Source organism: Thermomonas sp. XSG, assembly GCF_014678725.1.
GTDB lineage: Bacteria > Pseudomonadota > Gammaproteobacteria > Xanthomonadales > Xanthomonadaceae > Thermomonas.
In genome coordinates this window covers 2,643,480-2,662,629 of sequence record NZ_CP061497.1, presented here as the reverse complement: position 1 = coordinate 2,662,629, position 19,150 = coordinate 2,643,480, and the positions used below count along the sequence as shown (strand labels likewise).

Below are 19,150 nucleotides of genomic sequence, written 5' to 3'. Positions count from 1 at the left end.
GCCGCGGGCGGCCCGCGACCTGCGCACCCTGCCCCCAAGATTCCGTGGAATTATCCCAGATCGCCGCGCTGGCCCGGCCGCCTGCCGGGGACGCGTCATTCGGCGGGGTCCCGCGTCCCGGATGCGGCCGCCTGCCAGTCGATCCGGTTCCACTCCAGCTTGCGGCTGCGCCAGTGGCCTTCGATGGCCTGGGTGAAATCGGCGCGCACCAGCTTGCCGCGGGCGAGCAGCCAGTCCTCGTTCTCGCGCCGCACCACCACGCCTTCCAGCACGCCCTCGCGGAAGCGGCTGCGGCCCTCGGCCACGCGTGCCTCCAACATCGCCACGGTGTGTTCGCCCTCGGCGATCCTCGGCACCGCCACCAGCCCGGCCTCGCGCGCCAGCCCGTCGCGGCGGCCGGTGCTCCAGAAGCGCTGCCGGCGGCGATCGTAGACGTCGAACAGCAGCCACCAGTCGGGCAGCGCAGGGTAATCCAGCGAATGCCGCGCGGCGCACCATTCGCCAAACGCCATCAGCTCCGTTCCCAGCAGCGCGGCCAGCGCCTCGCCGTGCCCGGCCATCCATTCCGGCAGGCGCTGGAACTGGCCGGCGTGCGGCAGCTCGAGGTACTGCCCGCGGTTCTGTGCGCGCAGCCGGCCGTCCGGCCCCAGCGAAAACCCGAGGTTGGCGCCGTCCAACTTCTCCTCCACCACCACCGGGCCCTCCAACAGGGTGCGCACCTCGTCGGGCGCGAGCACCTTGTCGTCGCGCGGCATGCCCTCGCCCAGCCAGGCGATGTGGGGGGTGTGCGGAAAACGGAAGAAATCGTCCATTCGCTCCTCTAGCGCTGCTGCTTGGCCGCGTGCTTGGCGCGCGACCAGGCCTCGATGATCGGCTCGAGCAGCACCGCGTGTTCGGCCAGTGCGTCTTCCCAATCATGCCAGTCGGTATCGCCGGCGAAGGCCACGCAGCCCTCGCCGAACTGCGCATGCGAGGCCAGCGCCGCTGCCACCATCTTGCGGTCGGCGCCGTCGTGCACCACCTGCGCGAGCGATGCCGGCAGGATGGCCTCGCCGTTGCCGTCATATTCGACCGCGACATTGTCCACCGCCGCGATGCTCCATTTGTGCAGCACCACCTGGATGCCGTAATCGTTGAAGCCGAGCTTGTTGTGGTATTCGGCGAAGATCCCGCCGGCGCCGTCCAGCACCAGTCGGGCGTCGCTGCGCTGGAAGCGGTCCAGCCACTCCCACACCACCCTGCGCAGCGCCGGATCCCCTGGGGTGGCGTCGATGGCGCTGGGATGCTCCCCGTCCACCGCGCTCGCCGCGATCAGCACGTTGGTATCGACCACGTAGCGCGCCCTCATCGCGGCGTCCGCTGCTGGCGCTCGAACATCAGCCGCGCCTGCTCGCGGGTTTCCCCCAGCGCATCGCCGAAGAAGTCCTTCGGCCAGACGGTGACGCGGCCATAGTCGTCCAGCGCCAGGTCGCGCAGCTGCGCCCCACCGCCGTTGCGTTCGACGAAGTACAACGCCACCGCCTCGCGGCCGGCCTTCTGCGCCGCGACCAGCGTCTGCATGCGCCGGAACAGGTGCTCCGAGTGGGTCTCGACGATGAACTGCACCTGGCGCCGTTGGCTGACCTCGACGAACAGCTCGGCCAGCACCGATTGCGCCAGCGGATGCAGGTGGATCTCGGGCTCCTCGAGCATGATCGTGCTGCCGGCCGGGGCGAAATGCGCCAGCACCAGCACCGGCAGCACCTGCGATACGCCGATGCCGACGTCGCGCAGGTTGCTGGCCACGCCGTCGCGATGGACCAGCAGTTCGTAGCGGCCGGAGCGCCCCTGCTGGCGCACCTCCAGCCGGTCGGCCAGGCGCATCCGCGACAGCCAGCGCGCGACGCCCTCAAGCACATCCGGTTGCCCGTCGCCGCGCAGCAGCACGCTGGCCAGCAGCGCGTCGATCGCGGCGCGGCCGTCGCTGCCCACCTCGCCGGGCCGCGACCTGCTCCACGCGTACGCGCGCTCTGGCCTGCGTCGCAGCGGGCCGAGGTAGTGGATCCCCTCGAGTTCGCGACGGATCGCCAGGCTCAGGTCCTCGGCCAGCTGGCCGTCCTTGTCCAGCGCGGCGATCGCATCCGCAGGCAGCGCGATGGAGCGCTCCGGCGCGTACTGGCCGCCCTTCAGCCGTGGCCGAGCCTCGTCATCCACGAATACCGAATACGCGCCGCGTTCGCGGCGGACCGCACGGAACCGGCGCCCGCCAGCGGCCATCGCCATCTCCTCGACCACCGCACCGCCGGCCGGGGACCGCCCGTAGCTGCACGCGAAACTGCCCGCAGCCACCCGACTCGGGCCCGGATGCGCGAACGAGAACGCCAGCGAAAACCGTCGCGGCGCGCCGTCCTGCCGGTGCAACACGTCGTCGAAGCCACCGAAATCGAACAGGTCGCTGGCCTCGTCGCCGCCGAGGTCCAGGTGGATCGTGCGATCGGGCGACTGCACCGTCTGCTTGAGCAGCAGCAGGCTCTGCACCAGCGACGACTTACCGGAGGAGTTGGTGCCCAGCAGCAGCGTCACCGGCCTGAGCGCCAGCTCGCCGGTGTCCTGCCAGGCCTTGAAGCGGATCAGGTGAAGCCTGGTGAACATCGGAGCGCCCGGAATGCGGTGGATGCCAGCGATCTGGCGGAAGCGCCGATGTTATCGGGTCCGCCGCAATCGCGGACCGAGCGTGTGAAGACCGCATGCAGCGTAACGCCGGTTGACCGTTGTACTTTGTGCAATGCGTTCACCAGTCCGCACGGGGCGGGCTGCAGCAGGCACGCGCCGGCACCTCCCGCCGGCTGCAACAGCCCGGAACAGCATGCCCCCTTCGCGATCTGCTGTCCTTCTCATCCACCCGGCGTTATGGTCGTACCGGCAAGGCTGTTGCACCCCGCATCCAACTCGGCAGCGTCAGGACAGCATCCATGAAGATCCTCATCGTCGACGACGACCCCTTTCTCCCCCGGCTCCTGGACATCCAGCTGCGCAACCTGCGCCTGAAGGACCGGGGCTTCACCGGGGTGACTTCGCTGGACCGGGCCAGGCCCGCCGTCGAGCTGCTGGCCGACGCGGACCATGACATCGGGCTGCTGTTCTGCGACCTGGTCATGCCGGAAATCGACGGCATCGAGTTCCTCCGGCACCTGTCCGACATCGGTTTCCGCGGCGGCGTGGTGCTGCTCTCGGGTGCGGGCGCCGCCACCCTGAAGACCGCTTTCGCGGTGGGCAAGGCGTACGGGCTGAACATGGTGGCGTACGCCGAGAAACCCGTGCCTCCCGATGTGCTCACGCACTTATTGCAGGCCTATCGCGGCGATGCCCCACCGAGCGCCACGATCACCGCGGACGGCATCCACAAGGTGCTGGCCCTGCAGCAGACCCGAATCCTCTACCAGCCCGTCATCGACCTCGCCAGCGGGCGGCCCGCGGGATTCGAGGCGCTGGCGCGCCTGCCGGTGCCCGGCGGCCGACTGGCGCTACCGACCGAGTTCCTGCCCGTCCTGCAACACGCGGATGGCATGGCGCAGCTGGACTGGCAGGTGCTGCTGCGCGTGGCATCCGATCTGGCGGCAGTACGCGAACTGGTCGATGGGGCGTTCGTGAGCGTGAACGTGTCCGCCTCCCTGGCAGGCACGGATGGCTTCCCCGATCGACTCTCCGATCTTCTGGCCACCGCCGGCGTACCTGCGGGCGCGCTGCGGCTCGAGATCCAGGACGCCGATCTGGGCCCGGGCCCGGACGCCACCCTGCTCGCCAATCTGGCAAGGCTTGCAATGCAGGGGGTCGGGCTGGCCGTCGACCGGTTCGGCAGCGGCGGCCTGCATCCCGCGGCCCTCAACGGCACGCCCTTCGACGAGGTGAAAATCCGGATCGGAGCGGGCGCCGGCAACGCGGATGAGGTGGAGGTGGCCGGCAAGCAGGAAGCTTTCAACGCACTGGGGACGTTGGCCGCGGACCACGGACTCCGCTGCACGGCCGTGGCCATCGAGTCGCTCGAACAGTGGCAAGCCTGCACCCGGCACGGCTGCGCGCGCGCGCAGGGGTTCTTCGTCGCCCCCGGCCTGTCCATCGCCGAACTCGGCCATTGGCTGTCGGAGTGGGCGCAACCCGCAGCGCCCGTCCCCGCGGACGGGACCTGACCCGTCGCCGAAGCGGCAACGCAGGCGATGCGGCAATGACCACGGACGCCGACAACCCGAGCCCTGTCCCGTCGGCGCAGGAAGCGCCGGTTTCCGCGCAGCTGATCGCGGCGGCCAGCCGGGACTGCATCGTGGTACTGGATGCGGAAGGCAGGATCACCCAGGTCGCCGGCGCCGCCCGCGAGATGCTGCGCGTGCCTGCTGGCCAGGATCCGGTCGGCAGCAACTGGTTCGACCTGTGGAGCGATGAGCGCCATGCCGCCCAGGCCGCACTCGACCAGTCCCTTGCCGGTGAAGTCGGACGGTTCCGGGCCTTCATCCGGCGCTGGGACGGAAGCTTCGCCTGGTGGGACGTGCAGACCAGTCCGCTGGGATCCGACGCGTCGAATCCCGGCCACGTCCTCGCCGTGGGCAGGGAAATCACCGGCCAGCACGACGCGGAGTTGCGCACCCAGGCCCTCGCCGCGGACCTCGCGCTGCGGGTGAAGCAACACCAGGGCGCGCTGGCCGAACTCAACGAAAAGGAACAGGAGCACCGCGCCCTCCTCGACAACCTCAACGACTGCGTCATCTCGATCGACCAGGCCGGCACGATCCGCAGCGCGAATCCCGCGGTGAGCCGGATGCTCGGCTACCGGATCGACGAGGTCGTGGGCCGCAATGTCTCGATGCTGATGACCGTGGAGGATCGGACGCGGTACCGCGGCTTCCTGCGGCTGCAGGCATCGCGCACCGGAACATCACCCGCGTTCGTCGCGCACTCGGTGCGGGCGATCCACAGGAGCGGGAAAGCGGTGCTGCTGGAACTGTCGATCAGCCAGTACAGCGCGCACGGGGAGCGCTTCTTCATCGGCACCCTGCGGGACCTGAGCGAACGCGAGCGGCTGATCCAGGACCTGACCCGGGCGCGGGTGGAGGCGGAACAGGCCAACCACGCGAAGTCCGCGTTCCTTGCCGCCATGAGCCACGAGATCCGCACGCCGATGAATGGCGTGATCGGGATGATCGAGGTGCTGGCGCACAGCGCACTGAACGATGCGCAGACCGATGCGGTGCAAACCATCCGCGAATCCGCCTTTTCCCTGCTGGGCCTGATCGACGAAATCCTGGACTTCTCCAAGATCGAAGCCGGCCACATGGAGCTGGAACGCGAGCCGGTCAACCTGCGCGAACTGGCCGAGCAGGTATGCGACAACCTGCTGCCGGTCGCCAGGCATCGTGGCACCCAGCTCTCGCTCTACGTGGATCCATCGCTTCCCGACTGGATCCATACCGACCCGACGCGGCTGCGGCAGGTGCTGGTGAATCTGATGGGCAACTCCATCAAGTTCAGCCCAAGCGGCAGCGACAAGCCGGGCCGGGTCGAAGTGCGGATGCACGCACTGTCGGACTCCTACTCGATCTCGGTGTCCGACAACGGCATCGGCATGTCGGACGAGGTGATGGCCGGGCTCTTCAGTCCGTTCAAGCAAGGAGAAGCCTCGACCACCCGCCGCTTTGGCGGCACCGGCCTCGGGCTTGCAATCTGCAAGCGTCTGGTCGACCTGATGGGCGGGAGCATCAAGGTCTCGAGCCGGCTGTCGATCGGGTCCACCTTCTCTGTGTTCCTGCCGATGGCGCGCGCGGACAGCCACGGGGAGGACGCCCGGGAGCTCCGGCTGGACGGGATCACCTGCGTCCTTGCGGATGGCGACGTGGACGAACTCATCGACATCGGCGACTACCTGCGGGCCGCCGGGGCCGAGGTCATCGGCCCGGTGGAGGACCTGGATGCATTCCTGTCGGCATCCCCGTCGCAACACGTCGCCATCGAGGGCATCGCCGACCGGGCCGAGCAGGGGCGCCTGCTGGAACACGCCCGCGCCCGCTCCGGCACCCAGGCCCGGGTCATCATCACCCGCGGTAACCGCAGGACCCCGCGCCTGGAAGCGCAAGGCATCGTGTCGCTGGACGGCAACATACTCAGGCGGGACGCGCTGATCCGCGCGGTCGCCGCCGCGACCGGCCATTTCACCATCACGAGGCCGGCATGGATTCCTTCCGCCCCATCCAGGACGAAACCCGCCCCGCCGCCCAGCGTCGCGGCGGCGCGCGCGGCAGGCCAGCTGGTGCTGGTGGCCGAGGATGACGCGATCAACCAGAAGGTCATCCTGCGCCAGCTGGAGATCCTGGGGTACGCCGCCGAAGTGGCGGGCAATGGCGAGGAGGCGCTGGCGCTGTGGCGCAAGGGCGGCTTCGGCATGCTCATCACCGACCTGCACATGCCACTGATGGACGGCTACACCCTCGCCCGCAGCATCCGCGACGAAGAAGCGGGCGGCGGGCGGATGCCGATCATCGCGTTGACCGCGAACGCATTGCGCGGCGAGGCCACAGCTGCCTTCGCCGCCGGCATGGACGATTACCTGACCAAACCGCTGCGGCTGAAACAGCTGGAAGGCGCGCTGGAGAAGCACATGGCGGACAACGCCGGTGCCGACATTGCATCCCTTGCCCCGGCACCATCCGCGCGAACCAGCAATGGCCCCATCATCGACCTGTCCGTGCTGAGAGGCCTGATCGGCGACGACGAAGCCGCGATCCGGGACCTGCTGTCGGAGTACTGCAGGATGGCGCCGGTGTCGATCGGGGACATGCTGGCGACAACCCGCGTACGGGACTACGCACGGGCCTCCGCCGAGGCCCACCGGCTGAAGTCCTCATCCCGTGCGATGGGCGCCTCGCTGATCGCGGACCTCTGTGTGGACATCGAAGACGCATGCCGCCGCCAGGACCCTGTCGGACTGGACACCTGCGCGATCCGGCTGGGCGAGGCCCTTGCCCGGCTGCACGATGAATTTCCCGCCATCCCCGCCCCAAGGCCGATGGATGCGGGGAGTGCACGCCAGCTTGGGTGAGGTACAGCGCAACCGGTGTCCTGGATCGCCGGTGCGGCATCCGCACGGTGCACTGGCGGTCAACATGTCACCGGGGCTTGTAGCGCCCAAAAGCAAAAGGGCCAATGAGCGCTAACTCATTGACCCTTGTGCGTTTTAGGTGGCGCGCCCTCGAACCTCCGACCCCCAAGTTCGTAGGCGGCGATTTGGGGTCGGGCTCAGATGGCGCCAATGGGTCCGGAATCGGCTCCAAGCGGCAAGCCACTGAAATTACGGGGCTTTGCCTCCAACACATTTGACCCCGGAGCGTGCCGTTTTTCGCCGTCACGGGGCCCTTTAGCACGGCATTGGCACAGACGTTGGCACGGAAGCGACCACCAAGTGTACGCACGCGGCCCCGCTGCCACTCCCTGCTTGGAGGTCATTCCGTCAGGCAGACAGCTCGATCTTTGCCGGCTTCCCGAGTTTGGCGGCAACCGTGGCCAGCATACTAGACTGAACTTCTCGACCTTGCCGCGAGCCAAGTTGGACACCCGATCAGACTACGAAGTACCCAGTGGGAGATAGAGCGTCGTGGCGTTCTCGGACGTTTCGCGGAACCCGTAGGCACGATAGAACTTGGCGGCCTTTTCATGCAGGGCATCGACCAACAGCACACGCACCCCCAATTGTTCCCGCAAGCTCAGGCAACGGGCCACCGCATGCCCCAGCAGATAGTCTCCAAGCCCCTTCCCTTGCTCGGCGGCCGTGACAGCCAGGCGACCCATGCGGATCGCGGGCACGGGGTAACCCGGAAGGCGTTTGCGATCCTGCTCCTGCAACTCCATCAGCAGGAGCTGGGCTGCTGACAGGGTGTAATAGCCGAGGATGCGACCAGAAGCTGCCGCTTCCACCAGGACATGGGTCGTGCTGATGCCATCCCGGTGGTGCTGCGCCGCCTGTTGGCGCAGATAGTTGTCCAGCACAGGCTCGCCACATGCGAACCCGGCACGATCATGTCGCTTGGGCTGCAGCTGTTCGACCAATAGCACTGGTCAACTCTGTGCAACGCGGGCGAGCGCCTTCTTCAACTTGGCATTGGGCTGGAAGGGCGCATCGAGCGCTTTCAGAAAGCGCTTGGACTCCTCCACCGACAAGGTCACGGTCAACTCCGCCGCCATGACACTCTCCGCCTCGCGCATGACCGCATTGCGCACGAAGGCCGAAAGCGGCACGCCGCGCAGATCCGCGGCACGGGAAATCCGCGCCTTGTCGGCGGGATTCAAGCGCAGGTCGAGACGGGCGGCAGCAGTGGTCATGGCTAACTCCTAGTTGTACGGAATAATACCGTACAAGGCGCCGAAGTCAAGAACCCTGACCCAGCTCGATCTTTGCCGGCTTCCCGAGCTTGGCGGCAAACGTGACCAGCATGTCGAGACTGAACTTCTCGACCTTGCCGCGGGCCAGGTCGGACACCCGCCCTTGGCTCACGCCCAATACCTTGGAAGCCGCGACCTGGGTCATCTTACGTGCCTTGAGCGTCTGCTCGAGCTGGGCCATCAGGTCTGCACGGAGCGCGAGCACCTGGGCCTCGGCCTCATCAAACCCGAGATCGGCGAAGACATTGCCGCTGGAAGTCGTGATCTTGTTTTCGTCCTTGGCACTCTTACGCATCGGCACCTCCCTGTCATTGAAATCAATTATCCAAACACTTGTATAAACCACAAGTAATTGGATAGCGATGCCGACCGCTCTGGTGCCGCGACCTGTGGATTCATCGACCAGATCCCGACCGGTCAAGGAACCAATTGCGCGGTTGCGCGCCTTTTGCTTTGCTCATGCCCCCCCTCCAAGTGACTCGCGACCTCCAATCTACATGACCCCGTTCTCACGAGGTGACACGGAACGGGGATGCGTGTGGCACGGATGTGGCACGGATCTGACACGGAGGCCGGCCGGAGCCCCAAAAGCAAAAGGGCCAATGAGCGCTGACCCATTGACCCTTGTGCGTTTTAGGTGGCGCGCCCGGAAGGATTCGAACCTCCGACCCCCAAGTTCGTAGCCTGGTGCTCTATCCAACTGAGCTACGGGCGCAGAAGCGGAATTATGCAGATCCGCTGGTTGCGCGTCAACGGAAAATTTCCGTGTCAGCGCAGGTTTTTCGCGTTTCGCCGCAAGTGGCGGAGACTGAGGGATTCGAACCCTCGATGGAGCTTTTGACCCCATACTCCCTTAGCAGGGGAGCCCCTTCGGCCTCTCGGGCAAGTCTCCGTGAGGCGAAACGCGAGCCCGAAAGAATACAGGCAATAAGGTGTTCCGGCAAACCTCAGGACGACTTTTCTTCGTCCCGGTTGTCCTCGCCACCCTGGATCCGCTGATAGATCTCTTCCCGATGGACGGCCACGTCCTTGGGCGCGGTGATGCCGATCCGCACCTGGTTGCCCTTCACGCCAAGCACGGTGACGGTAATCGCATCTCCGATCATCAAGGTTTCGCCTACCCGTCTGGTCAAGATCAACATCGCGCAACTCCCCTGTCGCTGGCTTTCATGCGTTACCGACCATACGGGAGCGCAGACATCCAGTCCCCCCGATCATACTGGCGCGGCTTCAGGTTGGACAACCCAACGCAATGCACTCCCGCCCTCATGATTGGAGGGTTTCGCGCACGCGGACCGGCACGCCTTCCAGTGCGGCAACCAGTGCCGGCCCATCTTCGCCGCCACCCTGCGCCATGTCCGGGCGACCGCCGCCCTTGCCGTTGATCTGCCTGGCGACTTCACCCAGCACGTCGCCGGCCTTGATCCGGCCCAGTGCTGCACCACTGACGCCGGCCACCAGCGCAGCCTTGCCGTCCCCGGTCCCGGCCAGCACCACAACCGCATCGCCCAGCTGCTGCTTGAGCCGGTCCATCGCGTCGCGCAGCGCCTTGGCGTCGAACCCTTCCAGCCGCGCCGCCAGCACCTTGATGCCACCGACGTCTTGCGCCTGTCCGGCGAGGTCGCCAGTGGCATTGGAGGCGGCCTTGGCCTTGAGTGCCTCGACCTCGCGTTCCAGCTTCTTCTGGCGGTCGAGCAGCGCATGCAACTTGCCGGAAAGGTCGGCCGCATTGCCGCCCAGCAACTGCGCGGCCTCGTGCAGGCGATGCTCTTCTTCGGCCACGAAATCCAGCGCGCCCTGCCCGGTGACCGCCTCGATGCGGCGCACGCCTGCGGACACGCCGCCTTCGGACACGATCTTGAACAGGCCGATGTCGCCGGTGCGGCCGACGTGGGTACCGCCGCACAGTTCGGTCGAAGTCGGGCCGAAGCGCAACACGCGCACGCGCTCGCCGTACTTCTCGCCGAACAGCGCCATCGCGCCAAAATCCAGCGCTTCCTGCATGCCCATGTGGCGCACTTCGCCCTCGTGGTTGGCGCGCACTTCGGCATTCACGCGGCGCTCGACCTCGGCCAGTTCGGCCGCGGTCATCGGCTGGAAATGCGAGAAGTCGAAGCGCAGGCGATCAGGCGCGACCAGCGAGCCCTTCTGCTGCACATGCGTGCCCAGCACGTTGCGCAGGGCGGCGTGCAGCAGGTGGGTGGCGCTGTGGTTGAGGATGGTGGCGCCACGGCGGCCGGCATCGATCTCGCCGCGCACGTGGTCGCCCACGCGCAGGCGGCCGAACTGCAGCCGGCCGGCGTGGCCGTGGAACTGCCCGGCCAGCTTGAGGGTGTCGTTGACGTTGAAGCGGCTCTCGACGCCGTCGAGGTCGCCGGTGTCGCCGACCTGGCCGCCGGACTCGGCGTAGAACGGCGTGCGGTCGAGGATGACGATGGCGTCATCACCGGCCTCCACCACTTCCACCGGCTTGCCGTCCTTCAGCAGCGCCAGCACCTGCAGGCTGCCAGCTGCAAGTTCGTCGTAGCCGAGGAAGGCGGTGGGCGCGAGCTTGGCGACCAGATCCGCCGGCAGCTGCACGCCACCGCCGAACTTACCGGCCGCACGGGCGGTTTCCTTCTGGTGCTCCATCGCGGCATCGAAGCCGGCCACGTCCACCGACATGCCGCGCTCGCGCGCCATGTCCTGGGTGAGGTCGAGCGGGAAGCCGTAGGTGTCGTACAGGCGGAAGGCGTCGGCACCGGGGATGACCTTGTCATCGACCCGGCCGGCCACGTCCTCGAAGATCTTCATGCCGGAGTCCAGCGTCTCGGCGAAGCGCTCCTCCTCGGCCTTGAGCGCACGCTCGGCGGTGGCGCGGCCCTCGCGCAGCACCGGATAGGCCTCGCCCATCAGCTCGTCCAGCGTGGCGACGAGCTTGTGGAAGAACGGCTCGCGCACGCCCAGCATCCAGCCATGGCGCAGGGCGCGGCGGATGATCCGGCGCAGCACGTAGCCGCGGCCCTCGTTGGACGGCAGCACGCCGTCGACAATCAGGAAGGCACAGGCACGGATGTGGTCGGCGATCACGCGCAGCGACTTGTTCTCCAGGTCTGCCGTGCCGGTCAGCTCGGCCGCATGCTTGATCAACGCCTGGAACAGGTCGATCTCGTAGTTGGAATGCACATGCTGCAGGATCGCGGTGATGCGTTCCAGGCCCATACCGGTGTCCACGCAGGGCGCGGGCAGCGGCGTCAGGGTGCCGTCCGCGGCGCGGTCGAACTGCATGAAGACGTTGTTCCAGATCTCGATGTAGCGGTCGCCGTCCTCGTCGGGCGAGCCCGGCGGGCCGCCGAAATGGCTGGGGCCGTGGTCGTAGAAGATCTCGCTGCACGGACCGCAGGGACCGGTGTCGGCCATCTGCCAGAAATTGTCGGAAGCAAACGGCGCACCCTTGTTGTCGCCGATGCGGATGATCCGGTCTTCCGGCAGCCCGATGTCATCGCGCCAGATCGCGTAGGCCTCGTCGTCGGTGTGGTAGACGGTGGCCAGCAGGCGCTCCTTCGGCAGCTTCCAGACCTCGGTCAGCAATTCCCAGGCCCAGGCGATGGCCTCCTTCTTGAAGTAGTCGCCGAACGACCAGTTGCCGAGCATTTCGAAGAAGGTGTGGTGGCGCGCGGTATAGCCCACCGAGTCCAGATCGTTGTGCTTGCCGCCCGCGCGCAGGCAGCGCTGCACGTCCGCCGCGCGCACGTAGCTGCGCTTCTCCGCGCCCAGGAACACGTCCTTGAACTGCACCATGCCGGAATTGGTGAACAGCAGGGTCGGGTCGTTGCCCGGCACCAGCGGCGCCGACGGCACGATGGTGTGGCCCTTGGAGGCGAAGAAATCGAGGAAGTCGCGGCGGATGTCGGAGGTGGTCTTGGCTGGCGTGTTCATGCGGGCATCGGGGAGGTGGCGGGCAGCGCTGCGCCCGCGAACCGCTCAAGATGCAGCCGCGAAACCGAGTTGGCAACCCAAGGCTGCCAGTTTACAGGCGAGACCCCCTACTCCGCCTCCATTGCGGCGCGAACATGCTCCATTCCGAAGCCCCTGCGCAGCAGGAAATCCGCGGCCTTGCGGCGGGCGTCGCGGTCGCCGGCCAGCGCCTGCGGATGGCGGCGCTGCAGCAGGTCGCGGGCGTTCTCGACCCAATCGCCCTCGAACCCCTCCATGACGACGGCGATGACTTCGCTGCCCAGTCCGTGGGTGGCCAGCTCCGCGCGGATGTAGGCGGGGCCATAGCCGCTGCTGGCGCGGCTGCGCAGCAGCGATTCGGCAAAACGGCCATCGTCCTGCCAGCCCGCCTCGGTCAGTTTGCCGATGGCGGCCTCGGCCTGGTCACGCTCCACCCCGCGCTGCTGGAGCTTGCGCGCCAGCTCCAGCCGGGAATGCTCGCGTCGGGTCAAAAGGCCCAGCGCGCGCTGCAAGGGGGTGGGTTCCGGGCGGCGGCGACGCTTCGGCGCTGACGAGGCTACCCCGTCGTCGCCGCCGCCCGACCCGGTCATTCTTCGCCGGCCTCGCCCTCGTCACGCGAGGACTCTTCCGGCACGAACTGCTCGCGCAGCGCGGCTTCCAGCTTCGCCGCGGCGGCGGGATTCTCCTTGAGGTACTGGCGGGCGTTCTCCTTGCCCTGCCCGATGCGCTCGCCGTCGTAGCTGTACCAGGCACCCGCCTTCTCCACCAGCTTGGCATTCACGCCCATCTCGATCAGTTCGCCCTCGCGGCTGATGCCTTCGCCGTAGAGGATCTCGGTGACCACCTGCTTGAACGGGGGGGCCAGCTTGTTCTTGACCACCTTGATGCGGGTCTGGTTGCCGATGATCTCATCGCCCTTCTTGATGCTGCCGATGCGGCGGATGTCCAGACGCACCGAGGCGTAGAACTTCAACGCATTGCCGCCGGTGGTCACTTCCGGGCTCTGGCCCGGCATCATCACGCCGATCTTCATGCGCAGCTGGTTGATGAAGATCACCAGCGTGTTGCTGCGCTTGATGTTGCCGGTCAGCTTGCGCAGCGCCTGGCTCATCAGGCGGGCCTGCAGGCCGGGGAGCTGATCGCCCATCTCGCCTTCGATCTCGGCCTTGGGGGTCAGCGCGGCCACCGAATCCACCACCACCATGTCGACGGCGTTGGAGCGCACCAGCATGTCGGCGATTTCCAGCGCCTGCTCGCCGGTATCCGGCTGCGACAGGTACAGGTCATCGAGGTTCACCCCCAGCTTCTGCGCGTAGATCGGATCCAGCGCGTGCTCGGCATCGATGAAGGCGCAGGTGCCGCCGGCCTTCTGGCACTCGGCGATGGCCTGCAGGGTGAGGGTGGTCTTGCCCGAGGATTCCGGCCCGTAGATCTCGACCACGCGGCCCTTGGGCAGGCCACCGATGCCCAGCGCGATGTCCAGCATCAGCGACCCGGTGCCGATGGTTTCCACCGCTTCCACGGTGCGGTCGCCCATGCGCATCACCGAGCCCTTGCCGAACTGGCGTTCGATCTGGCCCAGGGCCGCCGCAAGCGCGCGCTTCTTGTTCTCGTCCATCGTGGTGCTCCTCAAGTCGGTGATCTCTGGATTGGGGTCAGCTTAGGCGGGGCCGGTCGCACGGACTGCGACGCGCCGGACCGCAGGATGAAAATCGCATCCGCACCGCACGCCGGGCATCGGGGAATGCCCTGCCGCCGGCTCGGCGCTTCACGCATTGGGGCGGACCAGGCCGCAGTACAGGCCTTCGATGGCGAAGTCCTGCCCCGGCTTCACCTCGATCGGTGCGTAATCGGGATTTCGCGGCAGCAGGCGGATCCGGCCCTGCCCGATCCGAAGCAGCTTGACCGTGATCTCGTCGTCGATGCGGGCGATCACGATCTGGCCGCTGCGGGCCTCGGAAGTGCGGTGCACGCCGATCAGATCGCCGTCGAAGATGCCTTCGTCGCGCATCGAGTCGCCGCGCACCTTGAGCAGGTAGTCCGGCGTGGGCGAAAACAGCGCGCGGTCCATCAGCACCATCTGGTCGCTGCCGATATCGGCACCGATCGGCACGCCAGCGGCCACTTGTCCCAACACCGGCAGCTGCAAGGCATCGTCGTTGGCGGGCAGGTCGAGCTGGCGCGGGCCGCCGGGCTGCTGCAGCAGGCGCAGGCTGCGCGCGCGGCCGGGGCTGCGCTCCACGATGCCGGCCGCTTCCAGGGCTTCCAGGTGGTACTGGGCGGCGCGCACGCCCTTGAAGCCGAAGGCACGGGCGATCTCCGCCTGCGAGGGGGCGAAGCCGTCCGCTTCGATGCGCTCGGCGAGAAATGCGTGGATGGCGCGCTGGGTTTCGGTCAGGCTCATGGTTAGTAGTAATACTACTAACAACCCCGGCCGTCAACGCCCGGTCAGGCCAGCTGCGACTCCAGGCCGCGCAGGGCCGCGGCCACGGTCTGGCGGCGGACCGCGTCGCGGTCGCCCTCGAAATGGAAGATTTCGGCGCGGGCGTAGCCACCACGGCGTTTCCAGCCGATCCAGACGGTGCCCACGGGCTTGTCCTCGCTGCCGCCACCGGGTCCGGCGATGCCGGTCACCGCTACCGCGATGGTCGCACCGGAATGCACCAGCGCACCGGACACCATTTCCACCACGGTCTCGCGACTGACCGCGCCGAACTCCTCCAGCGTCTGCGGGCGCACGCCCAGCAGCGCCTGCTTTGCCTCGTAGCTGTAGGCCGCCATGCCGCAATCGAACCAACCGGAGGATCCCGGCACGTCGGTCATGCACTTGGCGATCCAGCCACCGGTGCAACTTTCGGCCGTGACCAGCATGTGCCGCATCGCCAGCAGGCGCTCGCCGGTGGCGCGGGACAGGGCATCAAGCTCGGCGTCGGTGGGGGCTGTCATCAACGGAACCGGAGGAAGACCTGCGGGCGTTGTAGCGCATCCGCGGCCGAAAACAAAACCGGCCCGCTTGCGCGGGCCGGTGGGCTGGATCGCTGGCGGCTGGCCTCAGAAGCGGAACCGCAGGGTGGCGCCGTACATCCGCGGGGCGCCGAGGAAGGCGTTGTAGGTGTTCTTCGGGTTGCCCGGCTCGGGCGTGCCCAGCGCCTGCAGCGGGCCGTCGAAACCGACCTGCACGTAGTCCTCGTCGAACAGGTTCTGTGCCCACAGCTCCAGCTGCCACTTGCGGTCGCGGGAACCGATGCCGAGGCGTGCGTTCGCCACCGTGTACGCGTCCTGGGCCTTCTCGGCGTCCAGGTCGGAGCCGGTGTTGTAGCTGGACATGTACTTGGCCCCGATGTTGAAGCGACCTTCCAGATTCGCACCGATGTCCCATTCATAGGTCGCCGACAGCGAGCCGGAAAACTTCGGCGCGAAGCTCATCTGCGCGCCCGGGAGCTTGTACAGCGCGCCCGGATAAGTGAAGTCCGCACCCGGGATGTCGTTGCCGTACTTGGTGTCGGCGTACATCGCGCCAGCCTGCAGCATCAGGCCCGGCGTGGCCTGCCACAGCAGCTCGGCGTCCAGGCCCTTGGAGACCACTTCCGGGATCGAGCGCACCACGAAGCTGGTGCCGAGGAAGCTGTTGAGCTGGAAATCGCTGTAGGTCTGGTGGAACAGCGCCGCGTTGAGCAGCAGGTTGCCGCCGGCCCAGGTGGTCTTGGCGCCCAGTTCCCAGCTGTCCACGAATTCACCCGGGAACGACGTGTCGTTGACCGGGGTGATGCCGGCACCGCCGCTGGACAGCCCGGTGGACGACTGCACGCGGTCCATGTTGAAGCCGCCCGCCTTGTATCCGCGCGCATAGGACAGATAGGTCATGGCGTGCTCGTTCCAGCGGTAGGCCGCCTTGACCGTGCCCGACCACTCGTTCTCGCTGCGCGACTGGTCGGTGACCCGGCCGTTGTGCATGGCATTGGCCCACGGCAGGCAGCTGTAGCCGACGATGTTGCTGATCAGCGCCTGCTGGTTGGCGGCAGGCAGCGAGGCGAACGGCACCCCGCGTGCGGTCAGCGCGGCGGCGATGCGGCCGATCGCTGCCGCACTGACCCCGGTCGGGCCGAAGTAGGAAGCGCAGCCGGGGCTGCCGTTGGGGTTGGTGTAGACCGAGTGCAGGTCCTTGGTCTCGCGGGTGTAGCGCAGGCCCAGGGTGAAATCGAGCGCATCGGTGGCGTGCCAGGTGGTGTTGCCGAACAGCGCGGTGCTCTTGGCATCCTGGGTGTAGCGGTCCAGCGAGCCCAGCCCGGCGAAGGTGGTGCCGTAGGGCTTGCCGGTCGCGGCCGACAGGAAGGTCGCCGCGTTTGGCAGCGATGCCAGCGCCGGGTTGATCATCGACAGCAACCCGATCGACAGATAGGGCTCGTAGTGCGCGCCGATGCGGTAGCTTTCGGTGCGGTTGATGGTTTCCTTCGTATAGAAGCCGCCGAACAGCCAGTCGACCTTGTCGGTGGCGCCGGTCAGGTGGAATTCCTGGCTGAAGGTCTTGAAGCGTGCGTACGATTCGTCCTCGCGCGGATCCATGTAGAGGATGTCGGCGGTGGTGAAGTCGAAGTCGCGCCCGTTGACCGCGTCCCAGTCGCGACCGGCGGTGATGGAGGTGAGGCGCGCCCCGCCCAGCATGTCCAGGTCGATGTTGACCTCGCCCTGCACGCCGCGGTCGCTGATCTCCTGCGCGGTGCTGCGGTTGCTGTAGGCGACGCGCGACCACGGGTCGGCCTGACCGGTGGGGGCGATGGCACCGCCGCCGGCCAGCGCGTTGATCAGGGTCGAGCTCTGCCCGCTGACCAGCTGGACGGCGGTGCAGCAGTTCTCGTCGCGGCGGGTGCTGTCGGCCGAAAGCACGATCTCCACGTTGTCGGCCGGCGCGATCAGCAGCTTCGCCCGGAAGGTGTTGAAATCCTGGTCGTAGTCGCGATCCTCGCTGCGCGGGCCGGCACCGGTCCTGACCGACATCCAGCCGTCGCGGTTGCGGTGCGCGGCATACACGCGCAGCGCGGCGTAGTCGCCCAGCGGGGTGTTGAACGAGCCGGCCAGCCCCAGCGCGGAATAGTTGCCGAAGGTGACCTCGGCGTCGGCGGAGCGCTCGAAGCCCGGCTTACGGGTGACCACGTTGATGACGCCAGACGAAGTGTTCTTGCCGAACAGGGTGCCCTGCGGACCCTTCAGCACCTCGACGCGCTCGAGTTCTCCGAGGTCGCCGAAGCCGACCGAGTTGCGCGGGCGGTACACGCCGTCGATCACGACGCCGACGGACGACTCCAGGCCGACGTTGTCACCCACCGTACCGATGCCGCGGATGCGCGCGGTGGTGATGGTCTCGCTCTGGGTGCTGGTAACGGTCAGGCCCGGCACCAGGATCTGCAGGTCCTTGATGTCGCGCACGCCGGTGTCCTGCAAGGTCTGTTCGGACAGCGCGGTGACGGCGATCGGCACGTCCTGCATCACCTCTTCGCGCTTCTGCGCGGTGACGACCAGGGTATCGAGGGTCTTGGCCTCCTGCTTCGCCGCCGGGGCGGCGTCCTGCGCGAACGCAGGCAGGGCGAGCGTGGAAACCAGTCCGGCGATGACAGCCACGGACAGCGGACTACGTTGCGGTTGCTTGCGAAGCATGACCTTCCCCCCACTGGTGGTTTCGATGGAATCGTTATGGACAGCTGCTGCTGTGGCTGCGACCACGTGGGGGATGGCCGCATGCCAAGGACGCTAGCACACCTGCAACAGGGCGACCAGACGTCCGGCATGCGCCGCCCCAGGGCATCGCCGGAGCCCCTCGCAGGATCGCGTCGGCACCGCTGCGACCTGCCCTGCCCGCCGCCGGTGATCGGCTTGTGAACCGCCCTGACAGGCGCCGCAATACACTTCCACGGAAGACACAGGAGGCCGTCATGCCGAACAGAACCGACCTGGACGCGCGGCTGGATGCCATTGCCACGCAGATGCCGCGTTTCCGCCAGGACCTGGATCGCGTGTTCGCGGATATCGGCGGGCGCACCGCGTCGTCCACTCCGGCGCCGCAAGCGGCCACGGATCCGCAGCAGCACCTCGACCGCCACGACGTCACGGTGGGCCGTGCCATCCGCCATTGAGCACGGCTGGCCGGCACTGCCGCGGGACTTCTATCGCCGGCACCCGGCGATGGTGGCCCCGGAACTGCTGAACAAACTGCTTGTGCGGGCCGACGGACGCGCCGCCCGGATCGTGGAGGTGGAAGCCTATGCCGGCCACGAGGACCCGGCCGCGCATTCGTTCCGCGGACCGACCGCGCGCAACGCCACCATGTTCGGCCCGCCCGGCCACCTGTATGTCTATTTCACCTACGGCATGCACTGGGGCAGCAACGCGGTCTGCGGCGAAGTGGGCGAAGGCGTGGGCGTGCTCCTCCGCGCCGCCGAACCGGTTCTGGGCATCGAGTCCATGCGCGCTGCGCGTCCGGCTGCGCGCCGCGACACCGACCTGGCCAGCGGTCCCGGCAAGCTGTCGCAGGCATTCGGCATCACCCGCGAACTGGATGGCGCCGACCTCGTGCTCGGCGATCGCGGCATCCGCATCGTCAGCGATGGCACCCCGCCACCCGCCGATCCCGTGGTGGGCCCGCGCATCGGCATCAGCAAGGCCACCGATTTCCCGTGGCGCTGGCACGTTCCCGACCACCCGCATGTCTCGGTCCGGCCACGCAGGCCCTGACCCAGCCGGCGGCCGCGAGGATCGGACCGACGACAACCGCCAGCCGTTCGTTCCCGCCAGCAGCACCGCCGCTGGGCCGTGCCCACGC

17 protein-coding genes and 2 tRNA genes are annotated in these 19,150 nt (G+C 67.5%); 4 read left to right on the top strand and 15 right to left on the bottom strand.

Features of this window, described 5'->3' with window-relative positions:
• Positions 1-95: 95 nt before the first annotated feature.
• The 3 genes from ICG51_RS12525 to ICG51_RS12515 are packed head-to-tail and all read right to left on the bottom strand — an operon-like array spanning position 96 to position 2,631.
• On the bottom strand, positions 96-812 hold the full coding sequence (locus ICG51_RS12525) for an RNA ligase family protein (protein ID WP_190280674.1): 717 nt from the start codon (positions 810-812) through the stop codon (positions 96-98).
• Between the two features lie 8 nt (positions 813-820).
• Positions 821-1,348 (bottom strand): hypothetical protein, encoded by a 528-nt coding sequence (locus tag ICG51_RS12520; RefSeq protein ID WP_190280673.1) that lies wholly within the window; start codon positions 1,346-1,348, stop codon positions 821-823.
• Positions 1,345-2,631, bottom strand: a complete 1,287-nt coding sequence (locus ICG51_RS12515) for a DUF3696 domain-containing protein (RefSeq protein WP_190280672.1) — start codon at positions 2,629-2,631, stop codon at positions 1,345-1,347. The genes ICG51_RS12520 and ICG51_RS12515 overlap by 4 nt, the downstream gene beginning before the upstream one ends.
• Positions 2,632-2,951: 320 nt before the next feature.
• On the opposite strand from ICG51_RS12515, the gene ICG51_RS12510 reads away from it, so the two are divergent.
• Together ICG51_RS12510 and ICG51_RS12505 are read left to right on the top strand one after the other, a co-directional pair.
• Positions 2,952-4,166, top strand: coding sequence for an EAL domain-containing response regulator (locus tag ICG51_RS12510; protein WP_190280671.1), 1,215 nt, complete (start codon positions 2,952-2,954; stop codon positions 4,164-4,166).
• 35 nt (positions 4,167-4,201) lie between these two features.
• The gene (locus tag ICG51_RS12505; RefSeq protein ID WP_190280670.1) at positions 4,202-7,063 is read left to right on the top strand and encodes a PAS domain S-box protein; all 2,862 of its coding nucleotides are present in this window, start codon (positions 4,202-4,204) and stop codon (positions 7,061-7,063) included.
• 521 nt (positions 7,064-7,584) lie between these two features.
• On the opposite strand, the gene ICG51_RS12500 is transcribed toward ICG51_RS12505, so the two are convergent.
• From ICG51_RS12500 to ICG51_RS12445, 12 genes are all read right to left on the bottom strand, one after another.
• Entirely contained in the window at positions 7,585-8,073 is a 489-nt protein-coding gene (locus ICG51_RS12500) for a GNAT family N-acetyltransferase (RefSeq protein WP_190280669.1), read from the bottom strand.
• A 3-nt stretch (positions 8,074-8,076) separates the two neighbouring features.
• Entirely contained in the window at positions 8,077-8,340 is a 264-nt protein-coding gene (locus ICG51_RS12495; RefSeq protein ID WP_190280668.1) for a DUF1778 domain-containing protein, read from the bottom strand.
• A gap of 46 nt (positions 8,341-8,386) precedes the next feature.
• Entirely contained in the window at positions 8,387-8,695 is a 309-nt protein-coding gene (locus tag ICG51_RS12490; protein ID WP_190280667.1) for an XRE family transcriptional regulator, read from the bottom strand.
• 343 nt (positions 8,696-9,038) lie between these two features.
• Positions 9,039-9,115 (bottom strand) — tRNA-Arg (locus tag ICG51_RS12485).
• 84 nt (positions 9,116-9,199) lie between these two features.
• Positions 9,200-9,292: transfer RNA gene (locus ICG51_RS12480), tRNA-Ser, on the bottom strand.
• Between the two features lie 55 nt (positions 9,293-9,347).
• Positions 9,348-9,542, bottom strand: a complete 195-nt coding sequence (gene csrA, locus ICG51_RS12475; protein WP_190280666.1) for a carbon storage regulator CsrA — start codon at positions 9,540-9,542, stop codon at positions 9,348-9,350.
• Between the two features lie 124 nt (positions 9,543-9,666).
• Complete coding sequence (gene alaS, locus ICG51_RS12470) at positions 9,667-12,318, bottom strand: alanine--tRNA ligase (protein ID WP_190280665.1); 2,652 nt, start codon at positions 12,316-12,318, stop codon at positions 9,667-9,669.
• A gap of 107 nt (positions 12,319-12,425) precedes the next feature.
• Positions 12,426-12,926: a regulatory protein RecX gene (locus ICG51_RS12465; protein ID WP_190280664.1), complete on the bottom strand. Its 501-nt coding sequence runs from the start codon at positions 12,924-12,926 to the stop codon at positions 12,426-12,428.
• Positions 12,923-13,954 carry a recombinase RecA gene (recA, locus tag ICG51_RS12460; protein ID WP_190280663.1) on the bottom strand — a complete coding sequence of 344 codons (1,032 nt, stop codon included), beginning with the start codon at positions 13,952-13,954 and terminating at the stop codon, positions 12,923-12,925. The genes ICG51_RS12465 and recA overlap by 4 nt, the downstream gene beginning before the upstream one ends.
• 150 nt (positions 13,955-14,104) lie before the next feature.
• Complete coding sequence (lexA, locus tag ICG51_RS12455; protein ID WP_190280662.1) at positions 14,105-14,740, bottom strand: transcriptional repressor LexA; 636 nt, start codon at positions 14,738-14,740, stop codon at positions 14,105-14,107.
• A gap of 44 nt (positions 14,741-14,784) precedes the next feature.
• Positions 14,785-15,282, bottom strand: a complete 498-nt coding sequence (locus ICG51_RS12450; RefSeq protein ID WP_028838822.1) for a CinA family protein — start codon at positions 15,280-15,282, stop codon at positions 14,785-14,787.
• A 105-nt stretch (positions 15,283-15,387) separates the two neighbouring features.
• Complete coding sequence (locus tag ICG51_RS12445; protein WP_190280661.1) at positions 15,388-17,988, bottom strand: TonB-dependent receptor; 2,601 nt, start codon at positions 17,986-17,988, stop codon at positions 15,388-15,390.
• 275 nt (positions 17,989-18,263) lie between these two features.
• Here ICG51_RS12445 and ICG51_RS12440 point away from each other — a divergent pair, with 275 nt between their 5' ends.
• Complete coding sequence (locus ICG51_RS12440) at positions 18,264-18,464, top strand: hypothetical protein (protein ID WP_190280660.1); 201 nt, start codon at positions 18,264-18,266, stop codon at positions 18,462-18,464.
• Positions 18,448-19,062, top strand: coding sequence for a DNA-3-methyladenine glycosylase (locus tag ICG51_RS12435; RefSeq protein WP_190280659.1), 615 nt, complete (start codon positions 18,448-18,450; stop codon positions 19,060-19,062). The genes ICG51_RS12440 and ICG51_RS12435 overlap by 17 nt, the downstream gene beginning before the upstream one ends.
• The last annotated feature ends 88 nt before the right edge of the window (positions 19,063-19,150 follow it).